11 protein-coding genes are annotated in these 15,628 nt (G+C 64.9%); 6 read left to right on the top strand and 5 right to left on the bottom strand.

Features of this window, described 5'->3' with window-relative positions; translation table 11 throughout:
- Positions 1–41: 41 nt before the first annotated feature.
- On the bottom strand, positions 42–1,070 hold the full coding sequence (pyrB, locus tag U5L98_RS14940) for an aspartate carbamoyltransferase (protein WP_322559099.1): 1,029 nt from the start codon (positions 1,068–1,070) through the stop codon (positions 42–44).
- A gap of 187 nt (positions 1,071–1,257) precedes the next feature.
- On the opposite strand from pyrB, the gene U5L98_RS14935 reads away from it, so the two are divergent.
- Entirely contained in the window at positions 1,258–1,701 is a 444-nt protein-coding gene (locus U5L98_RS14935; RefSeq protein ID WP_322559098.1) for a hypothetical protein, read from the top strand.
- On the opposite strand, the gene U5L98_RS14930 is transcribed toward U5L98_RS14935, so the two are convergent.
- Positions 1,698–2,375, bottom strand: a complete 678-nt coding sequence (locus U5L98_RS14930; protein ID WP_322559097.1) for an IclR family transcriptional regulator — start codon at positions 2,373–2,375, stop codon at positions 1,698–1,700. The genes U5L98_RS14935 and U5L98_RS14930 overlap by 4 nt on opposite strands.
- A 161-nt stretch (positions 2,376–2,536) precedes the next feature.
- Here U5L98_RS14930 and U5L98_RS14925 point away from each other — a divergent pair, with 161 nt between their 5' ends.
- A complete protein-coding gene (locus U5L98_RS14925; RefSeq protein ID WP_322559096.1) occupies positions 2,537–4,918 on the top strand; it encodes a cytochrome P450/oxidoreductase in 2,382 nt (793 codons plus the stop codon).
- 80 nt (positions 4,919–4,998) lie between these two features.
- The gene (locus U5L98_RS14920; protein WP_322559095.1) at positions 4,999–6,057 is read left to right on the top strand and encodes a TRAP transporter substrate-binding protein; all 1,059 of its coding nucleotides are present in this window, start codon (positions 4,999–5,001) and stop codon (positions 6,055–6,057) included.
- A 49-nt stretch (positions 6,058–6,106) separates the two neighbouring features.
- Here the strand turns inward: U5L98_RS14920 and U5L98_RS14915 are convergent, their stop codons facing one another.
- Entirely contained in the window at positions 6,107–6,853 is a 747-nt protein-coding gene (locus U5L98_RS14915; RefSeq protein WP_322559094.1) for a helix-turn-helix transcriptional regulator, read from the bottom strand.
- 169 nt (positions 6,854–7,022) lie between these two features.
- Here U5L98_RS14915 and U5L98_RS14910 point away from each other — a divergent pair, with 169 nt between their 5' ends.
- The gene (locus tag U5L98_RS14910; RefSeq protein WP_322559093.1) at positions 7,023–8,702 is read left to right on the top strand and encodes an FAD-dependent monooxygenase; all 1,680 of its coding nucleotides are present in this window, start codon (positions 7,023–7,025) and stop codon (positions 8,700–8,702) included.
- 2 nt (positions 8,703–8,704) lie between these two features.
- Entirely contained in the window at positions 8,705–8,902 is a 198-nt protein-coding gene (locus U5L98_RS14905; RefSeq protein ID WP_322559092.1) for a hypothetical protein, read from the top strand.
- Positions 8,903–8,926: 24 nt separating this feature from the next.
- Here the strand turns inward: U5L98_RS14905 and U5L98_RS14900 are convergent, their stop codons facing one another.
- The gene (locus U5L98_RS14900; RefSeq protein ID WP_322559091.1) at positions 8,927–11,296 is read right to left on the bottom strand and encodes an EAL domain-containing protein; all 2,370 of its coding nucleotides are present in this window, start codon (positions 11,294–11,296) and stop codon (positions 8,927–8,929) included.
- Between the two features lie 148 nt (positions 11,297–11,444).
- A complete protein-coding gene (locus U5L98_RS14895; RefSeq protein WP_322559090.1) occupies positions 11,445–11,918 on the bottom strand; it encodes an Lrp/AsnC family transcriptional regulator in 474 nt (157 codons plus the stop codon).
- 188 nt (positions 11,919–12,106) lie between these two features.
- Between U5L98_RS14895 and U5L98_RS14890 the strand changes: the two genes are divergently transcribed.
- Entirely contained in the window at positions 12,107–15,592 is a 3,486-nt protein-coding gene (locus U5L98_RS14890; RefSeq protein WP_322559089.1) for an indolepyruvate ferredoxin oxidoreductase family protein, read from the top strand.
- Positions 15,593–15,628 lie beyond the last annotated feature (36 nt).

Raw genomic sequence — 15,628 nt, 5'->3', positions numbered from 1 at the left:
TCCCCACCAGCATAGGCGATCGGTCGTCAATTGTAGGCTGTTCAGAAGGTGGCGTCGTCAACGCCCAGGCGCTCGGGGACGAACCAGGGCACGTCACGCAGGTCCTTGTCGATGAGCGCCTCGACCCCGAGCAGGGTGGCGAAGATCGCCATGCGCACCGGGATGCCGTTGTCGGTCTGACGGAAGATCGCCAGGCGTGGATCGCCGTTGAGATCCACATCCAGGTCGTTGGCCTCGGGGCGGCTGTCGCGGGGCAGTGGGTGCATGACGATGGTGGAGGAGCCACAACGGCTGTCCATGAAGGCGCGATCCACGGTGAAGTCGCGAGTCAGGTTGAAGCCCTCGCTCATCTCGGCGGTGAAGCGCTCCTTCTGGATGCGAGTGGTGTAGACCACATCCACGTCGGAGAAGTCGCCGGCCAGGGTCTCCCGGACGTCCACGGTAAGCCCCTGGCGACTGACCCGTTCGATCAGGTGGCTCGGCATTTCCAGGCCCGGCGGTGCCACCAGGGTGATGCGCATTGGCGCATAGAGCGACAGCAGCTTGATCAAGGAGTGGACGGTGCGGCCGTACTTCAGATCGCCGGTCATCAGCACATGGGCGTTCCTGAGCGTCTTGCCCTGCAGGGCGAACTCCTTGTCGATGGTATAGAAGTCCAGTAGCGCCTGGCTGGGATGCTCGCCGGGGCCATCCCCGGCGTTGATCACCGGCACATTCGTCGCGGCGGCGAACTCCGCCACCGAGCCCTGGTCCGGGTGGCGCATGACGATGGCGTCGCAGTAGCCACTCATCACTCGGCTGGTGTCGTAGAGCGACTCGCCCTTGGCCATGGAGGAGAAGGTGAAGCCGGTGGTGTCGCAGACGCTGCCGCCGAGCCGGCAGAAGGCAGCATGGAAGCTGACTCGGGTGCGGGTGCTGGCCTCGAAGAAGAGGTTGCCGAGCACGGCCCCTTCCAGGACCCGAGTGATCTTGCGCCGCTGGGCGATGGGCTCCATCCGCGTGGCGACGCGCATCAGGTGGTCGATGTCGTCGCGGGACAGGGAGTCGATGGAGAGCAGGTGGGAACTCATCGGTGCGGCCTCGGCTGTAAAGTGACGAGCGCTAGTGTAGCGTCGAGCGGCAGCAACTTCATCGGTTTCCCGGAATGGTTTCAAATGAAACTTTTATGACCTGAGTCAAGGCGGGATACGGCATTCATCGCAATACTGCATTCCATAGGACGCGATATCCCAAAAAGGTCACAACAGGAGCGATGTCATGAGCCCGACAAACGCCACCCCCAAAGACGTTTCCCAACAAGCCTGGTGGACCCGCTTTGCGGATCGCTGCTACCAGGCCACCACGCCGCGGCTGGTACAGGAGATTCAGCACGAGGCGCCGAGGACCTACAGCGAGATGCTCGAGGACCTTTCGACCCCGCTGGATCACCGCTTCGAACAGCAAATGGCACGCCAGCTGCAGCAGGGACAGCCCCTCGGCTTCGTGCCGTCGAAGACCCTGATGCCGGTCATGATGCAGCGCTTCGGTCTGCAGCAGGCGGAGATGGCCGCCGATCCGGATCATGCGGCGATGCGCTCTGTCTGCAACGGCTGCCCGGTCGTCGGCCAATGCTGGAAGGCCATGCGGGCCGGAGCCGATGTGGAGGAGTGTCGCGGCTTCTGCCCCAATGCGAAGGCGTTCGAGAGCCGCACCGGCGTCTAGCCGCCGGCCAGTTCGGCCAGCTGGCGTGCACAGGTCATGACTGCCTGTGCCGCCTCCCTGGTCTCCAGGTCCTCCATGGCGACTACTCCCACGCAGGCCTCCACGCCACGGTGCAGGTCTGCGCCGACGATGGGGCTGGCCACGCCCACCGCCCCGCGCTGTAGTTGGCCGCGTGTCAGGCTGTAACCCAGCCCCCGTGCCTCCCGAACCGCGTCGCTATCCGCTGGATGGGGCGGCCGTCCGGCCAGGATGGCGATGCCCGCTGCCCCCAGCGACAAGGGATGGCGGCTACCTACCCGATATCCGACCCGCAACAGTCCCCCCTCGGGTTCGGCGACCAGAATCACCACGGCTTCCTCGCCCTGGGCGACAGAGATAAAGGCGGTAGCGCCTGTCTGCCCAGCCAGATCTTCCAGCAGCGGCTGGGCGACGCGTCGTAGCTGTGGCTCGAAGTGGCCGGCCAGCAGTGCCACACCGGCGCCCAGGCGCAGTCTGCCATCGGCCCCGCGTGCCACCAGGTCGTGCTGCTCGAGGGTGGTGACGATGCGATAGGCGATGGCTCGATGCACCTCGAGCCGTTCGGCCAGCTCCGCCACGCTGAGCCCCTCGGCACGCTCGGCGATGATCTCCAGGGCCGTCAGACCGCGATCCAAGGTCTGCAGGGTGGAGGACATAGGGGTCACCTCGTTCGGCTTGGGGCCCGGGCAGGGCCGCGCCCGGGACAGCGAAAGGCATTTGACGGCAATGGCGAAGGGGCTTACCTTTCGATATGTGCGTTCATTGATACATAGTGTGCGATAAAAGTAAATACCGATCGAGCCTTCCGGAGCCCAGCATGACCTCCACCTCTCCTTCCGCCGGTGCGGGCGGTTGCCCCTTCCATCGGGCGGCCGAGTCGGCCCCCAACGGTTGCCCTGTCTCTCCCGAGGCGGCCGCCTTCGATCCCTTCGATCGCCCCTATCAGCTCGATCCGGCCGAGGCGCTGCGCTGGTCCCGGGACCAGGAGCCGGTGTTCTGGAGCCCCCGGCTCGGTTACTGGGTGGTCAGCCGCTATGAGGACGTCAAGGCGGTCTTTCGCGACAACCACACCTTCTCGCCCTCCATTGCGCTGGAGAAAATCACCCCGGCGCCGCCTGAGGCAACGAAGATTCTCGAGAGCTACGGCTACGCGATGCGCCGCACCATGGTCAACGAGGACGAACCGGACCACATGGAGCGCCGCCGGCTGCTGATGGACGCCTTTCTGCCCGAGAATCTCGAGAAGCACGAGGGGTGGGTGCGCGAGCTGGCGCGCGACTACATGGACCGCTTCATCGACAAGGGGCGTGTCGACCTGGTGGCGGAGATGTTCCGCGAGATTCCCATGACAGTGGCGCTGAGCTTCCTGGGTGTGCCCAAGGAGGATGCCCAGGAGCTGCGCAAGTTCTCGGTCGCTCACACGCTCAATATCTGGGGCCGCCCCACCCCGGAAGAGCAGCTGCAGATCGCCGAGGATGTCGGCAAGTTCTGGAAGACGGCGCAGGAGATCCTCGACCGCATGCGTGCCGATCCCACCGGCGAGGGCTGGATGTACGATTCGATCCGCATGCACGAAGTGCACCCCGACATCGTCCCGGAGAGCTATCTGCGCTCGATGATGATGGCGATCCTGGTGGCGGCGCATGAGACCACCGCCTTCGCCACCGCCAATGCCTTTCGTACCCTGCTGTCGAACCGCGAATCCTGGAATGACCTCTGCGAGAACCCCGCTCTGATTCCCAGCGCGGTCGAGGAGTGTCTGCGCGTCGCCGGTTCGGTCGTGGCCTGGCGTCGTATCGCCACCCGCGATACCGAAGTGGGCGGCGTCAAGATTCCCGAGGGCGGCAAGCTGCTGATCGTGCAGGCGTCGGCCAATCGGGACCCGCGTCACTTCGAGAATCCCGACGACTTCAATATCTACCGCCAGAACGCGGCGGATCATCTTACTTTCGGCTATGGGGCGCACCAGTGCATGGGCAAGAACATCGCCCGGCTGGAGATGCGGGTCATCCTCGACGAATTTGTTCGCCGCCTGCCGCATATGCAGCTGGTCGAGGACCAGACGTTCGAATATCTGCCCAACACCTCGTTCCGTGGACCCAAGTCACTGTGGGTGGAATGGGAGCCCGCGCAGAATCCCGAACGGCGCACCCGTGACGTGCTGGATAACCCCACGCATTTCTCCATCGGCGCGCCGGCCAAGGATGACATCCTGCGCCGGGTCGTGGTCACCGATGTGGTACGCGAGGCCGAGGCGGTGATCCGTATCGACCTGGCCGATCCCCACGGGCGCGGGCTGCCCGACTGGTCCCCCGGCTCGCATATCGAGCTGGTATCGCGTGAGCTGCCTGCCTGCTCCCCCGACTTGCATAGCGAGCCGGTAGAGGGCGAGTGGCGGCGCTACTACTCGCTGTGCGGGACACGCGATGATCGCAGCCGTCTGTCCATCGCCATCCTGCGCGAGCCCGAGGGGCGCGGCGGCTCGGCCCATTTCCACGAGACGGTCAAGTCGGGTGACGTGCTGCATATTGCCGGTCCCAAGAACCATTTCCCTCTGGACGAAAGCGCGCCGCGCTATACCCTGATTGCCGGCGGTATCGGCATCACGCCGATCCTGGCCATGGCCGACCGGCTCAAGGCACTCGGCAAGCCCTATGCGCTGCACTACTGCGGCGCCAGTCGGCGGACCATGGCCTTTCTTGACCGTGTCGAACGCGACCACGCCGCGGCGCTGACCATCCATGCTGGCGACGAAGGCTGCCGTCTCGACTTGCCGCAAGTGCTAAGCGGCCTGTCCGAGGGAGAGCAGGTTTACTCCTGCGGCCCGGAGCGCTTGCTCGAGGCGCTGGCGGAGGAGAGGGAGTGGCCCGAGGGCACGCTGCATGTCGAGCACTTCACCGCCCGCTCCAGTATTCTCGACCCCGAGCACGAACACGCCTTCGAAGCGGTGCTGGCGGACTCCGACCTGACGGTACAGGTCGGCAACGACCAGACCCTGCTCGAGGCGCTGACGGCGGCCGGTGTGGACGTGCCCAGCGACTGCTGCGAAGGCCTGTGCGGTACCTGCGAAGTGACCGTGGCCGAGGGCGACATCGATCACCGCGACCTGGTGCTCAGCCGTGCCGAGCGCGATGCCAACGACCGCATGATGTCGTGCTGTTCGCGCGCCAAGGGCAAGCGACTGGTGCTCTCCCTGTAATCCGACCTCCGTGACCCAGGCAACAACAAGACGCCACAGGGCGTACGCCAACTCCGACGTGAACGAAAAGGAAACCGACAATGAAAAAACTGGCGACACTATCGACACTCTCCGCGCTGATGACCCTGGGCGCCTTTCAGGGCGCCGCGGCGGCCACTGAGCTGCAGATCAGCACCTGGGCGGGCCCCAACCATGGGGTCAACACCATTGTCTGGCCCACCTGGGGAAGCTGGGTAGAGGACGCTACCGAGGGACGTGTTACCATCAATGTGGTCCATGACTTGGGTCCTCCCGGCTCCCAGATGGAGCTGATTGCCGATGGCGTGGCGGATGCTACCTGGCTGTTTCATGGTCTGATGCCGGGACGCTTTGAGCTGACCAAGCTGCCCGAGTTTCCCACTTTCGAGGCCTTTTCCTCCGAGGATGCCTCGGTGGCCTACTGGCGCACGCACCGTGAGTATTTTGCCGACATCAACGAGCATCGCGGCGTCGAGGTGATCGGGCTGGGGGTGCATGGTCCGGGTACGCTCTTCCTCGAGGAGCCCATCGAGCGCCTTGCCGATCTGCCCGGCAACCGAGTGCGCATCGGCGGTGGCGTCATGGCGGATATCACCGAGGCCCTGGGCCTGACCGGGGTCGCCCTGCCGCCGGGCAACACCTACGAGGCGGCCGCCCAGGGTGTGGTCGATGGCGCCATGCTGACCCGGGAAGGCCTCAAGAGCTTTCGTCTCGCCGAGGTGCTGCCCAATACCGTGCTGATCCCCGGCGGCTTCTATCGCGGCAGCTTCTCGCTGGTGATGAACCCCGATACCCTCGCCTCGCTATCCGAGGAGGATCGCGAGGCATTGATGTCAGTCTCCGGCGAGCGCCTTTCACGTCTGTTCGGCTTCATGATGGATGTGGTCGACGAACGCGGCATGGCCTTCGCCGAGGAGATGGGCAACACCTTCATCGAGCTGCCCCCGGAAGAGGTCGATCGCTTCATGGCCATGGTGGAGGACCTGCCCGAGCAGTGGGCCGAGTCGGTGGCCGACAGTGGCGTGGACGGCGAGGCCGCCCTGGCGCACTTTTACGAACAGCTCGATGCCGCCGGTGAGGAGCCGGGGCTGACCGAGGATGATATCGTCGAAGAGGGCTGAGAGAGTGTCATAGCCCCGGCCAGGTGCCGGGGCTTTCTCATTCTGGCATTCAACCCTGTCGGCACAGTGTCACCAGCCCCGCCTTGGAGCGTAAGCCGAGCTTGGCATAGGCCCGCTTGCGGAAGGTCTCGGCGGTGGAGAGAGCGATGTCGAGCTCGGCGGCGGCGGTCTTGAGGGTATGGCCACGCAGCAGATGGAGACAGAGCTGGCGCTCGCGTTCGGAGAGCCGTGACAGGGCCGAGGCCTCTTCGTGACTGGCGAACAGGGCAGTGGAGCGGGCCTGGCGGTAATGGCGCCGGATCAGGCTGGCAATCAGTGGTGTGAGGTTTTGCAATCTTTCTAGTTCTGGGGGGCTGAAAGGGCCGCGAGCCAGGTCCCGGTAGAGGTTCAGATAGTAGATGGTATCGGGGGCAGGGATCACTATGGAGGCCTTGTCGGCCAGGTCTGGAAAGGCGAACAGGTGGCTGCGGTACGCCGGTGACATGTCCTCGGGCATCGTGATCAGCTCGGCATCCGCTCGCCCATCGCCTGCCTGAAGAAGCTGGCGCAGCCTAGGGTAGTTGGGGTCCTGACGGAAGAGCCCGCCGGCATACAGGCGGGCGAGCCGCCCGGCCACCTTGGGGTAGCGGCTGTTATCCACCAGCAGGTATGACATGGCGTCGTCGCTGGTATAGGCGAAGAGGATACACTGCTCAACCCCCAGGCTCCTGCGGAGTAGAGCGGTCAGATGATCGCCGAATGCCTCGTCGCCAAGCTCGGCAACGCAGTCGGCCAGGATGGCCATGAGCGCAGGCAAGTCTGGGTCCCGGTTTTCGGGTAAGCCAGTGGACACGTCGGCTTCTACTTTGGTCGAGGGGAAAGCGTCGGATGTCCCCTTTTCCTGGGGACATGAGGGGAGGGTAGCACGGGGATAAGCTGCGTCCACGTCAGACCACAAAAACCCTAACCCCCTGCAGGAGATGTCCATGCGACCCGCCGGACGCTCAGAAACCGATTCGCTCTACTTCGATTATCCGCATTTTCCCTTCGTTCGACCTCCCGAGCTGGATGCCCAGGCGATTCGACACCGCGTGGCCATCGTCGGGGCCGGCCCCGTGGGGGTGACGGCCGCCCTGGAACTGGCTCGTCACGGTATCGCCTCTGTGGTGCTGGACGACAAGGCCACCGTCAATGACGGTTCGCGGGCGATATGCATCTCACGCCATAGCTTCGAGATCCTGCAGCAGCTTGGCGTCGATGGGCCCTTCGAGCAGAAGGGGCTGGGCTGGACCCAGGGCCGCACCTACTTCCGAGACCGCGAGATCTACCGCTTCCAGATGCCGCACTCCGACCAGGAGCGCTTCTATCCGATGTACAACCTGCAGCAGCAGTACATCGAACAGTTCCTGATCGACAAGGCCGCCGAGAGCGAGCTCGTCGAAATGCGCTGGCAGAGTGCCGTGACCGATGTGAGTCAAGGCGATGATGGCGTCACCCTGGAGGTGACCACCCCCGAAGGCGACTATCTTCTCGAGGCCGATTACCTGTTGGCCGCCGACGGCGCGCGCAGCGTGGTGCGCAAGGCCTTCGACCTCTCGCTGCACGGGGAGGCCTACGAGGGGCGCTACGTGATCGCCGACGTGCGCCTCGAATCCGACTTTCCCACCGAGCGCCGCGCCTTCTTCCACTCCCATGCGCTGCCCGATACCACCATCCTGGTGCACAAGCAGCCCGATGACATCTGGCGCATCGACTACCAGCTTGGCCCCGGCGAGGACCCCGAGCAGGCGGTGGAGGAAGCCAATATCCGTGAACGGGTCGAGCTGATCGTGCGCGAGGTGATGCAAGAGAGCGGCGACTGGGAGCTGGAGTGGTGGAGCCTCTACAAGGCTCACACCCTGGCGCTTGACGACTATCGCCACGGACGCGTGCTGTTCATCGGCGACAGTGCCCATCTGGTGCCGATCTTCGGCGTGCGGGGCCTCAACAACGGCCTGGCGGATGCCGCCAATGCGGGCTGGAAGCTGGCCTGTGTGCTCAACGGCCAGGCGTCGGATCGCCTGCTCGACAGCTACAGCCCGGAGCGACGCGGTGCAACCCTGGACGTCTTCGCCAACGCCGGCAAGAGTACGCGCTTCATGACCCCGCCGACCCCTGGCTATGCGCTGATGCGTGACGCCGCCCTGGCCCTGGCCTTCCACAACGACTACGCCAGTGGCTTCGCCAACCCGCGTCAGGTCACCCCCTATACCTATGCCGAGAGCCCGTTGACCCTGGTCGATGATCCCGCCTTCGAGGCCGGCCCTGTCCCAGGGGCGCCGCTGATCAATCGCCGCCTGGGCGATAACGACTTCCTGCTCGACCACCTTGGCATCGGCTTCAACCTGCTGCACTTCAGCGAGAAAGGCGAAATCGAGCACGCCCTGCAGCAATGGCTTGCGGCGATTCAGGCCAAGGGTATCGATCTCACCCTGCTGCGCCTGGCTCGTGAGCCGGGCGCCGAGGGGGCCCTGGTCGACCCCGATGGCAGCTTGTTTGCCGGCTATGGCGCCGCGCCGGGCACGGCGTACCTGGCACGCCCCGACCGTCACGTGGCTGTCCGCTGGAAGTCTCTTGAGCCAACTGCCCTCGACGTAGCCCTCATTACCGCCCTGGGAGGAGAATGACCATGACGGGATCGACACTGCCCTTCGATGACCTTGAGCGGGTTTACGAGCGCCTGGCCGAGACCCTTGACGCCCTGCCCGAGGAACAGGAAAGCCACTTTCTTGCCCAGCTGGCGCTGGCGCTGGCCCACCGCGTGCCCGAGGTCGATCGGGTAATGGCCGCTATCGACGAGGCGCGCGAGGGCACGAGCGGAAATTGACCCGCATTTCCCGGGGCCCGGAGGTCAGGCCTCGGGTTTTCCGTAGGCGACTAGCATGTCGTCCAGTTCCAGCGGTCTGGCGAACAGGAAGCCTTGTACCTCGTCGATACCCAGTGAGGTCAGCCAGTCGGCCTGGGTAGGCTCCTCGACCCCTTCGGCGACGACCCTCAGCCCCAGGCCGCTGGCGAACTGCACCATGGCCGCATAGGCCTCCTGCCCCTGGTGATGCTCGTCGGCAGCCAGGAGCAGGCTGCGGTCCATCTTGATCACGGTAAAGGGAAGGCGCTGCAGTAGCTTGAAGGCGGTATGGCCGGTACCGAAATCGTCCAACGCCAGTCTCACTCCCTGCTGTCGCAGGAGAGTCATGTGTTTCTCCACGGTATCGAGATCGCTGAAGTCGGAGTGCTCGGTGATCTCGAGCTCGATCATGTCCGGCGACAACCCGAGCGCTTGCAACTGCTTCATCAGCGCTTCACGGAAATGGGTTTCGGAGAGCGTGGCCAGGTTGACGTTGATGGACAGGTGTTCCAACCCGGGCAAGGTATCCCGAGCGCTGGCCAGCCAGGTCAGGCTACGCGCCATTACCCAGTGGTCCAGGGCCGAGGACAGATCGAGAATCTCGACCACCGGCAAGAACTCGCCGGGCGATATCTCGCCGAACTCGGGGTGCTGCCAGCGCAGCAGTATCTCGGCACCACATAGCCGGCCGTCATGCGGCGATACCTTGGGCTGAATGACCAGGCGCCACTCCTGGTCGGGGTCGGCGATCAGCCGCTCAAGTGCCTCAGAAAGCTGGCGGAAACGTGTGGCCTGGCGGCGCTCCATGGGCTCCACTCGGATCACCGGCTGTCGCCAGCCCTGGCGTTCCAGCCGAAACAGGCCATCGTCCAGCGCCGCCCGGCACTGCGCGAAATCGGTATCGGCGCCGGACCAGCGCAGCAGGCTACCGTACCAGGCCAGGCGCCGTCCCGCCGGTTCGTGCCCGTTGTGCCCCAGCCTGGCAATGAAGCGGTCGAATGCCGTGTCACCGTTATCGCCGTAGCTGAGGGGTAGGCGACCTATCACCCCCAGGTCGGCATTCAGATAGAGGCGGGCATCGCGCGGCAGCTGAGCGCGCAAGACCTTCAGCTGCTCCCGGAACAGCGCTTGAGCCTCGGGGAGGCCCAGGTGTCGCCGTAAGTTCCGCAGGCTCGGCGACACCAGCGCGAAGAGCCAGCCGCCGGGCTCCCTGTCTCTCAGCGCCTCGAACTCGCTCTCGAGTACCTGGCGCGTCGGCAATCCGCTGCCGGGGTCGATGGCGAGGCGCCGCTGGGCCTGTCGCGCGCGACGTCGGGAGAGCCACAGCAGCAGCAGAGCAGCCAACAACACGCTGGTCACCAGGGTGCCACCCCAGAACAGCCGGGAGATGCGGCCCTCGGCAATAGCCATGGAACCCTCGACACCGAGCCACTCCACCTCCTCGCGGCGTGCCTCCGGAAGGCGCTGGTAGAAGGCGGCATGCAGGGCACGACGTTCCGCTCCGACCTCCTGGATGGGTGGCAGGGCCTCGAAGGCCGGGCTGATCAGCGATTCCACCGCCAGTCGGCTCAGGCGTCGTGTATCCAGCAAGGCGCCGCCAGCGCAGCCCAGTCGGACCTGATAGGGCAGGTGACAGAAGACCCGTACTCCCTCATCGGCGAGGAGTGTGAGCCATTTGCGTGCCTCGGGGTACAGGTCCGCCGCTCCGGTGGTCTGACCCTCGATGAGATACACTAGGGTGTTGTCAGGCAGGCTGGGCAGTGCCTCCATGACCTTCTCGGGCGTCCATTCCCAGAGGACTCGCTCTGCCGTCGCGCCCGGCATTGCCTCCACGCTGGACAGGAAGGTACGTGACAGATGCCGACCACTGCCGGTGCTGTCTCCCAGCACCAGGAGTGGCAAGGGCTCGCCGAACAGCTCCTTCAAAAAGGCCAGCGATTGGCGCTCCACCGCGCGGGTGATGATCAGCTTCACTCCCTCTGCCACGGCACGCCGGTGAAGCTCGGGGTCGTTGATGCCGATCGCGACTACTCGGGGAGGATTGCCCAGTGCTTCAGTATGGCGCAGGTAGAAGCGCAGGGCGGCATCATCGATCAGCAGCAGGCGCGATGCGGGGTCCACGGCGGCGCGCCCCTCGAGGCGCCGACGCTCGATCTCGAAGGCGGCAGGCTCGTCGAGGCGGCGCGCATCGAGGTAGTCCACATCCATGCCATCCGGCCATTCCAGCAGTTCCACCGCCTCGGCGACCCTGTCGACGAGCTCATCGGACCACGGGCTGCCGCGATGATAGGACGCCACTACCTGAATGGCATCGCTGTAGGTCGGGGCGGGTTGCTGGGCCGCGAGCGCCGGTGCCCAGCCGGCTAATGCCAGCATAAGCAGCCAGCCAGGGTATCTGCCTCCGCTGAAGCAGCAGAGGATCGAGGCAAGCATTACAGACACTCTCACTTCTGGCATCGGTTCCGGCGCATGTCGCGTAGTGGGGGACACGACCATCCTAACTGGAGTGATATCGAGTTGCTTGTCATCGAATCGGGATGGCGGTCTCGTTCTTGATCTCGCGCAAGGCGAAATTGGAGCTGACGTGGGAGATGCCCGCCAGGGAAAAAAGCTTCTCGTTGAGGAAGCGGTCGTAGGCGGCCATGTCTTCGATCACCACGCGCAGCACGAAATCGGCGTTGCCGGTGGTGGCATAGCACTGCAGTACCTCCGGGTACTCCAGGATGCGTCGTTCGAACTCAGCGGTGTTGTCGATATGGTGGCGCACCAGGGTCACCATCACCAGGGTGGTCAGGGGCTGCCCCACCCGGCTCGGGTCCACCAGGGCGGTGAAGCGCTTGATGGTGCCGCTCTCCTCCAGCGACTTGACGCGTCGCCAGCAGGCAGCCGAGGAGAGACCGATCTTCTCCGCCAGCTGCTGGTTGGTGATACGTCCCTGCGCCTGCAGCAAGCTCAGAATTTTCTTGTCGAAGGCGTCCAAGGGAGGGTTGGAGACCATGAGGAGCTCCCTCCAGATGTAAACAAAGGTCGAATGATTCGAAGATTATTCCTGCAGGGCTTCGTAAAAGAAATAATCTTTCGAATGGTGGCGGTTTCGGGAGCAAGTTCGCAAGCACCTTTTGCGGGGCCTTGAGTAGACTGCCGGGCATATAACGATAAAGCCCATTTCCCGTGAAGGTGGCGACCATGACTACGACCTCCCCCATTGTCCTCGACGACTATCAGCTCAACGACCGTTACTCCCGCGAAACGGGCCGGATCTTCGTGACCGGCACCCAGGCCCTGGTGCGTATCGCCCTGCGCCAGGCGCAGCTTGATCGTCGTGACGGACGCGACACGGCGGGTCTGATCAGCGGCTACCGCGGCTCGCCCCTGGGCGGTGTCGACCAGGCCCTGTGGCAAGCCAAGGCGAGTCTGGAGGCTTGCCATGTTGACTTCGTGCCGGCCATCAACGAGGACCTGGCGGCCACCATGATGCTGGGCAGCCAGCAGGTGGAGACCGATCCCGACAAGGTGGTGGAGGGTGTCTTCGGCTTCTGGTACGGCAAGGGGCCAGGGGTGGATCGCGCCGGCGATGCCCTCAAGCACGGCAACGCCTACGGCAGCTCCCCCAACGGCGGTGTGCTGGTGGTGGCTGGTGACGACCATGGCTGCGTCTCCTCCTCCATGCCTCACCAGTCCGATGTGGCCTTCATGGCCTGGTTCATGCCGGTGATCAATCCGGCGTCGCTTGCCGAGTACGAGGAGTTCGGCCTCTGGGGCTATGCGTTGTCGCGTTACTCTGGCTGTTGGGTGGGCTTCAAGGCAGTCTCCGAGACCGTGGAGAGCGGTGCTTCCATCGAGGTGCAGCCGCTGCCCCGTTTCGAGACCCCGACGGACTTCACGCCGCCGGAGGGTGGCCTACACTATCGCTGGCCGGATCTGCCCGGGCCTCAGCTGGAGACCCGCATCGAGCACAAGCTCGCGGCGGTGCAGGCCTTCGCCGGCACCAATCCCATCGACAAGCGTCTCTACGGCAATGACCAGGCGCGCTTCGGCATCGTTACCACCGGCAAGGGCCACCTGGACCTGCTCGAAGCGCTGCGGCTGCTGGGTCTGGACGAGGCCGCCCTGCGCGAGCTGGGGGTGGAACTCTACAAGGTAGGCATGGTGTGGCCCCTGCATCGTCGCGGCATCCTCGATTTCGTGCGCGATAAGCAGGAGATCCTGGTGATCGAGGAGAAGCGCGGCATCATCGAGAGTCAGATCAAGGAGTACATGTCCGAGCCGGACCGCCCCGGCGAGGTGTTGATCACCGGCAAGCAGGACGAGGTGGGCAAGCCGCTGATCCCCTACGTGGGTGAACTGAGCCCGCGTCTGCTTGCCGGCTATGTGGCCGAGCGCCTGGAACGCTTCTTCGCCATCGACCTCGGCGAGCGCCTAAGCAAGCTGGACCGCTGCCGTGCCGAGGTCCAGGAGCTTGGCGGGGTGCGCCGCCTGCCTTACTTCTGCGCTGGATGTCCCCACAACAGCTCCACCAAGGTGCCGGAAGGCAGCAAGGCGCTGGCTGGCATCGGCTGTCATTTCATGGCCTCCTGGATGGGACGTAACACCGAGTCGCTGATCCAGATGGGTGGCGAGGGCGTCAACTGGGTGGGCAAGAGCCGCTTTACCGGCAACGGCCATATCTTCCAGAACCTGGGTGAGGGCACCTGGTTCCACTCCGGCTCTATGGCGATCCGCCAGGCGGTGGCTGCCGGGGTCAACATCACCTACAAGGTGCTGTTCAACGACGCAGTGGCCATGACCGGCGGCCAGCCGGTGGACGGTCAGATCACCGTGCCGATGATCGCCCTGCAGTCCGCCGCCGAGGGCGTGAAGCGCATCGTGGTGGTCAGCGACGAGCCCGAGAAGTATCGCGGCCAGGAGGGTCAGTTCCCCAAGGGAGCGACCTTTCACCATCGCGACGAGATGGATACATTGCAGCGTGAATTGCGCGAGATCCCCGGCTGTAGCGTGCTGATCTATGACCAGGTGTGCGCCGCTGAGAAGCGCCGTCGCCGCAAGCGTGGCCTGATGGCGGATCCGGCGAAGCGTGTTTTTATCAACCACCACGTCTGCGAAGGCTGTGGCGACTGCTCGGTGCAGTCCAACTGCCTGTCGGTGGTGCCCCGGGAAACCGAGCTGGGTCGCAAGCGCAAGATCGACCAATCCTCCTGCAACAAGGATTACTCCTGCTTGGGCGGCTTCTGCCCCAGCTTCGTCACCGTGGAAGGCGGCGAGCTGCGCAAGGGCCAGAGCGTCGGCGTGGACGAAGCCTTCTGGCGCAAGGTGGAGGGGTTGCCGGCGCCCAAGGTACCGGCTCTGGATGCCCCCTATGACCTGCTGGTGGGCGGCGTCGGCGGTACCGGCGTGGTCACCGTGGGGCAGCTGATCACCATGGCCGCTCACCTCGAGGGTTGCGGCACCAGCGTGCTCGACTTCATGGGCTTCGCACAGAAGGGCGGCACCGTGCTCAGCTATGTGCGCCTGGCCCCGGCCCCCGGCGATCTCAACCAGGTGCGCACCGAGTCCGGTCAAGCCGATGCCGTGATCGCCTGTGACATGGTGGTGGCCAGCTCGAAGAAGGCCCTGGACGTGCTCCAGGCTGATACCACCCGGGTGGTGGCCAACCTGGCCGAGTTGCCCACTGCCGACTATGTGCTCTACCGCGACGCCGATATGCAGGCGGACAAGCGCCTGGCCCTGCTGCGCGACGCCGTGGGCGAGGCCAACTTCGCCACCCTGGACGCCAACCGCCTGGCCGAGCAGCTGCTGGGAGATACCGTCTTCTCCAACGTCATGATGCTGGGCTTCGCCTGGCAGCAGGGCCTGTTGCCGGTAAGCGAGGCGGCGCTCAAGCGCGCCATCGAGCTCAACGGCGTGGCCATCGACAAGAACCAGCGCGCCTTCGCCTGGGGCCGCCTGGCGGCGGTGGAGCCGGAGTACCTGCAGCGGCGCCTGGACGACACGCCGCTTTCCGCTGACGCCAGCCTCGACGAGGTGATCGCTCGCAACGCTCGGGCGCTTACGCGCTATCAGAAACGTGCCTATGCCGAGCGTTACAGACAGCGGGTCGCCCAGATTCGCGAGGCTGAAGCCAGGCTCGAGGCCGGCGAGGCACTGACCCAGGCGGTGGCCACACAGCTTTACCGGCTGATGGCCTACAAGGATGAGTACGAGGTGGCGCGCCTTTACACCGAGAGCGACTTCCTCGACGAAGTGAAAGCCACCTTCGGCGGCGAGTACAAGCTCACTCTTCACCTGGCGCCGCCGCTGCTCTCGGGCCGCAAGGATGCCCAGGGGCGGCCGGTGAAGCGCCGCTTCGGGCCCTGGATGCTCAAGGCCATGAAGGGGCTGGCCAGGCTGCGTGGCCTTCGCAACAGCGCACTGGATCCCTTCCGCTTCACTGCCGACCGCAAGTTGGATCGCCAGCTGTTGACGGAGTACGAGGCACAGCTTGACGAGCTGGTAGCGCACCTCAACGACAGCACCCACGCCACCGCCCTGGCCCTGGCCAAGCTACCGGAAGAGGTCAGAGGCTTTGGCCCGGTGCGCGAGGCCGCCGCCGAGAAGGCCAAGGCCCGCCAGACTAAGCTGCTGGAAGAGCTACGCCATGGACGACCCATGACCATTGCCGCCGAGGTGGCCTGAGGCTCGCGTCTCGATCCACCGTCTCGCACACTGGGT

It is taken from the genome of Halomonas sp. (genome assembly GCF_034520545.1).
Taxonomy (GTDB): Bacteria; Pseudomonadota; Gammaproteobacteria; order Pseudomonadales; family Halomonadaceae; genus Halomonas.
The sequence above is the reverse complement of the archived record's forward strand: the minus strand, read 5'-3'. Positions and strand labels throughout refer to the sequence as shown.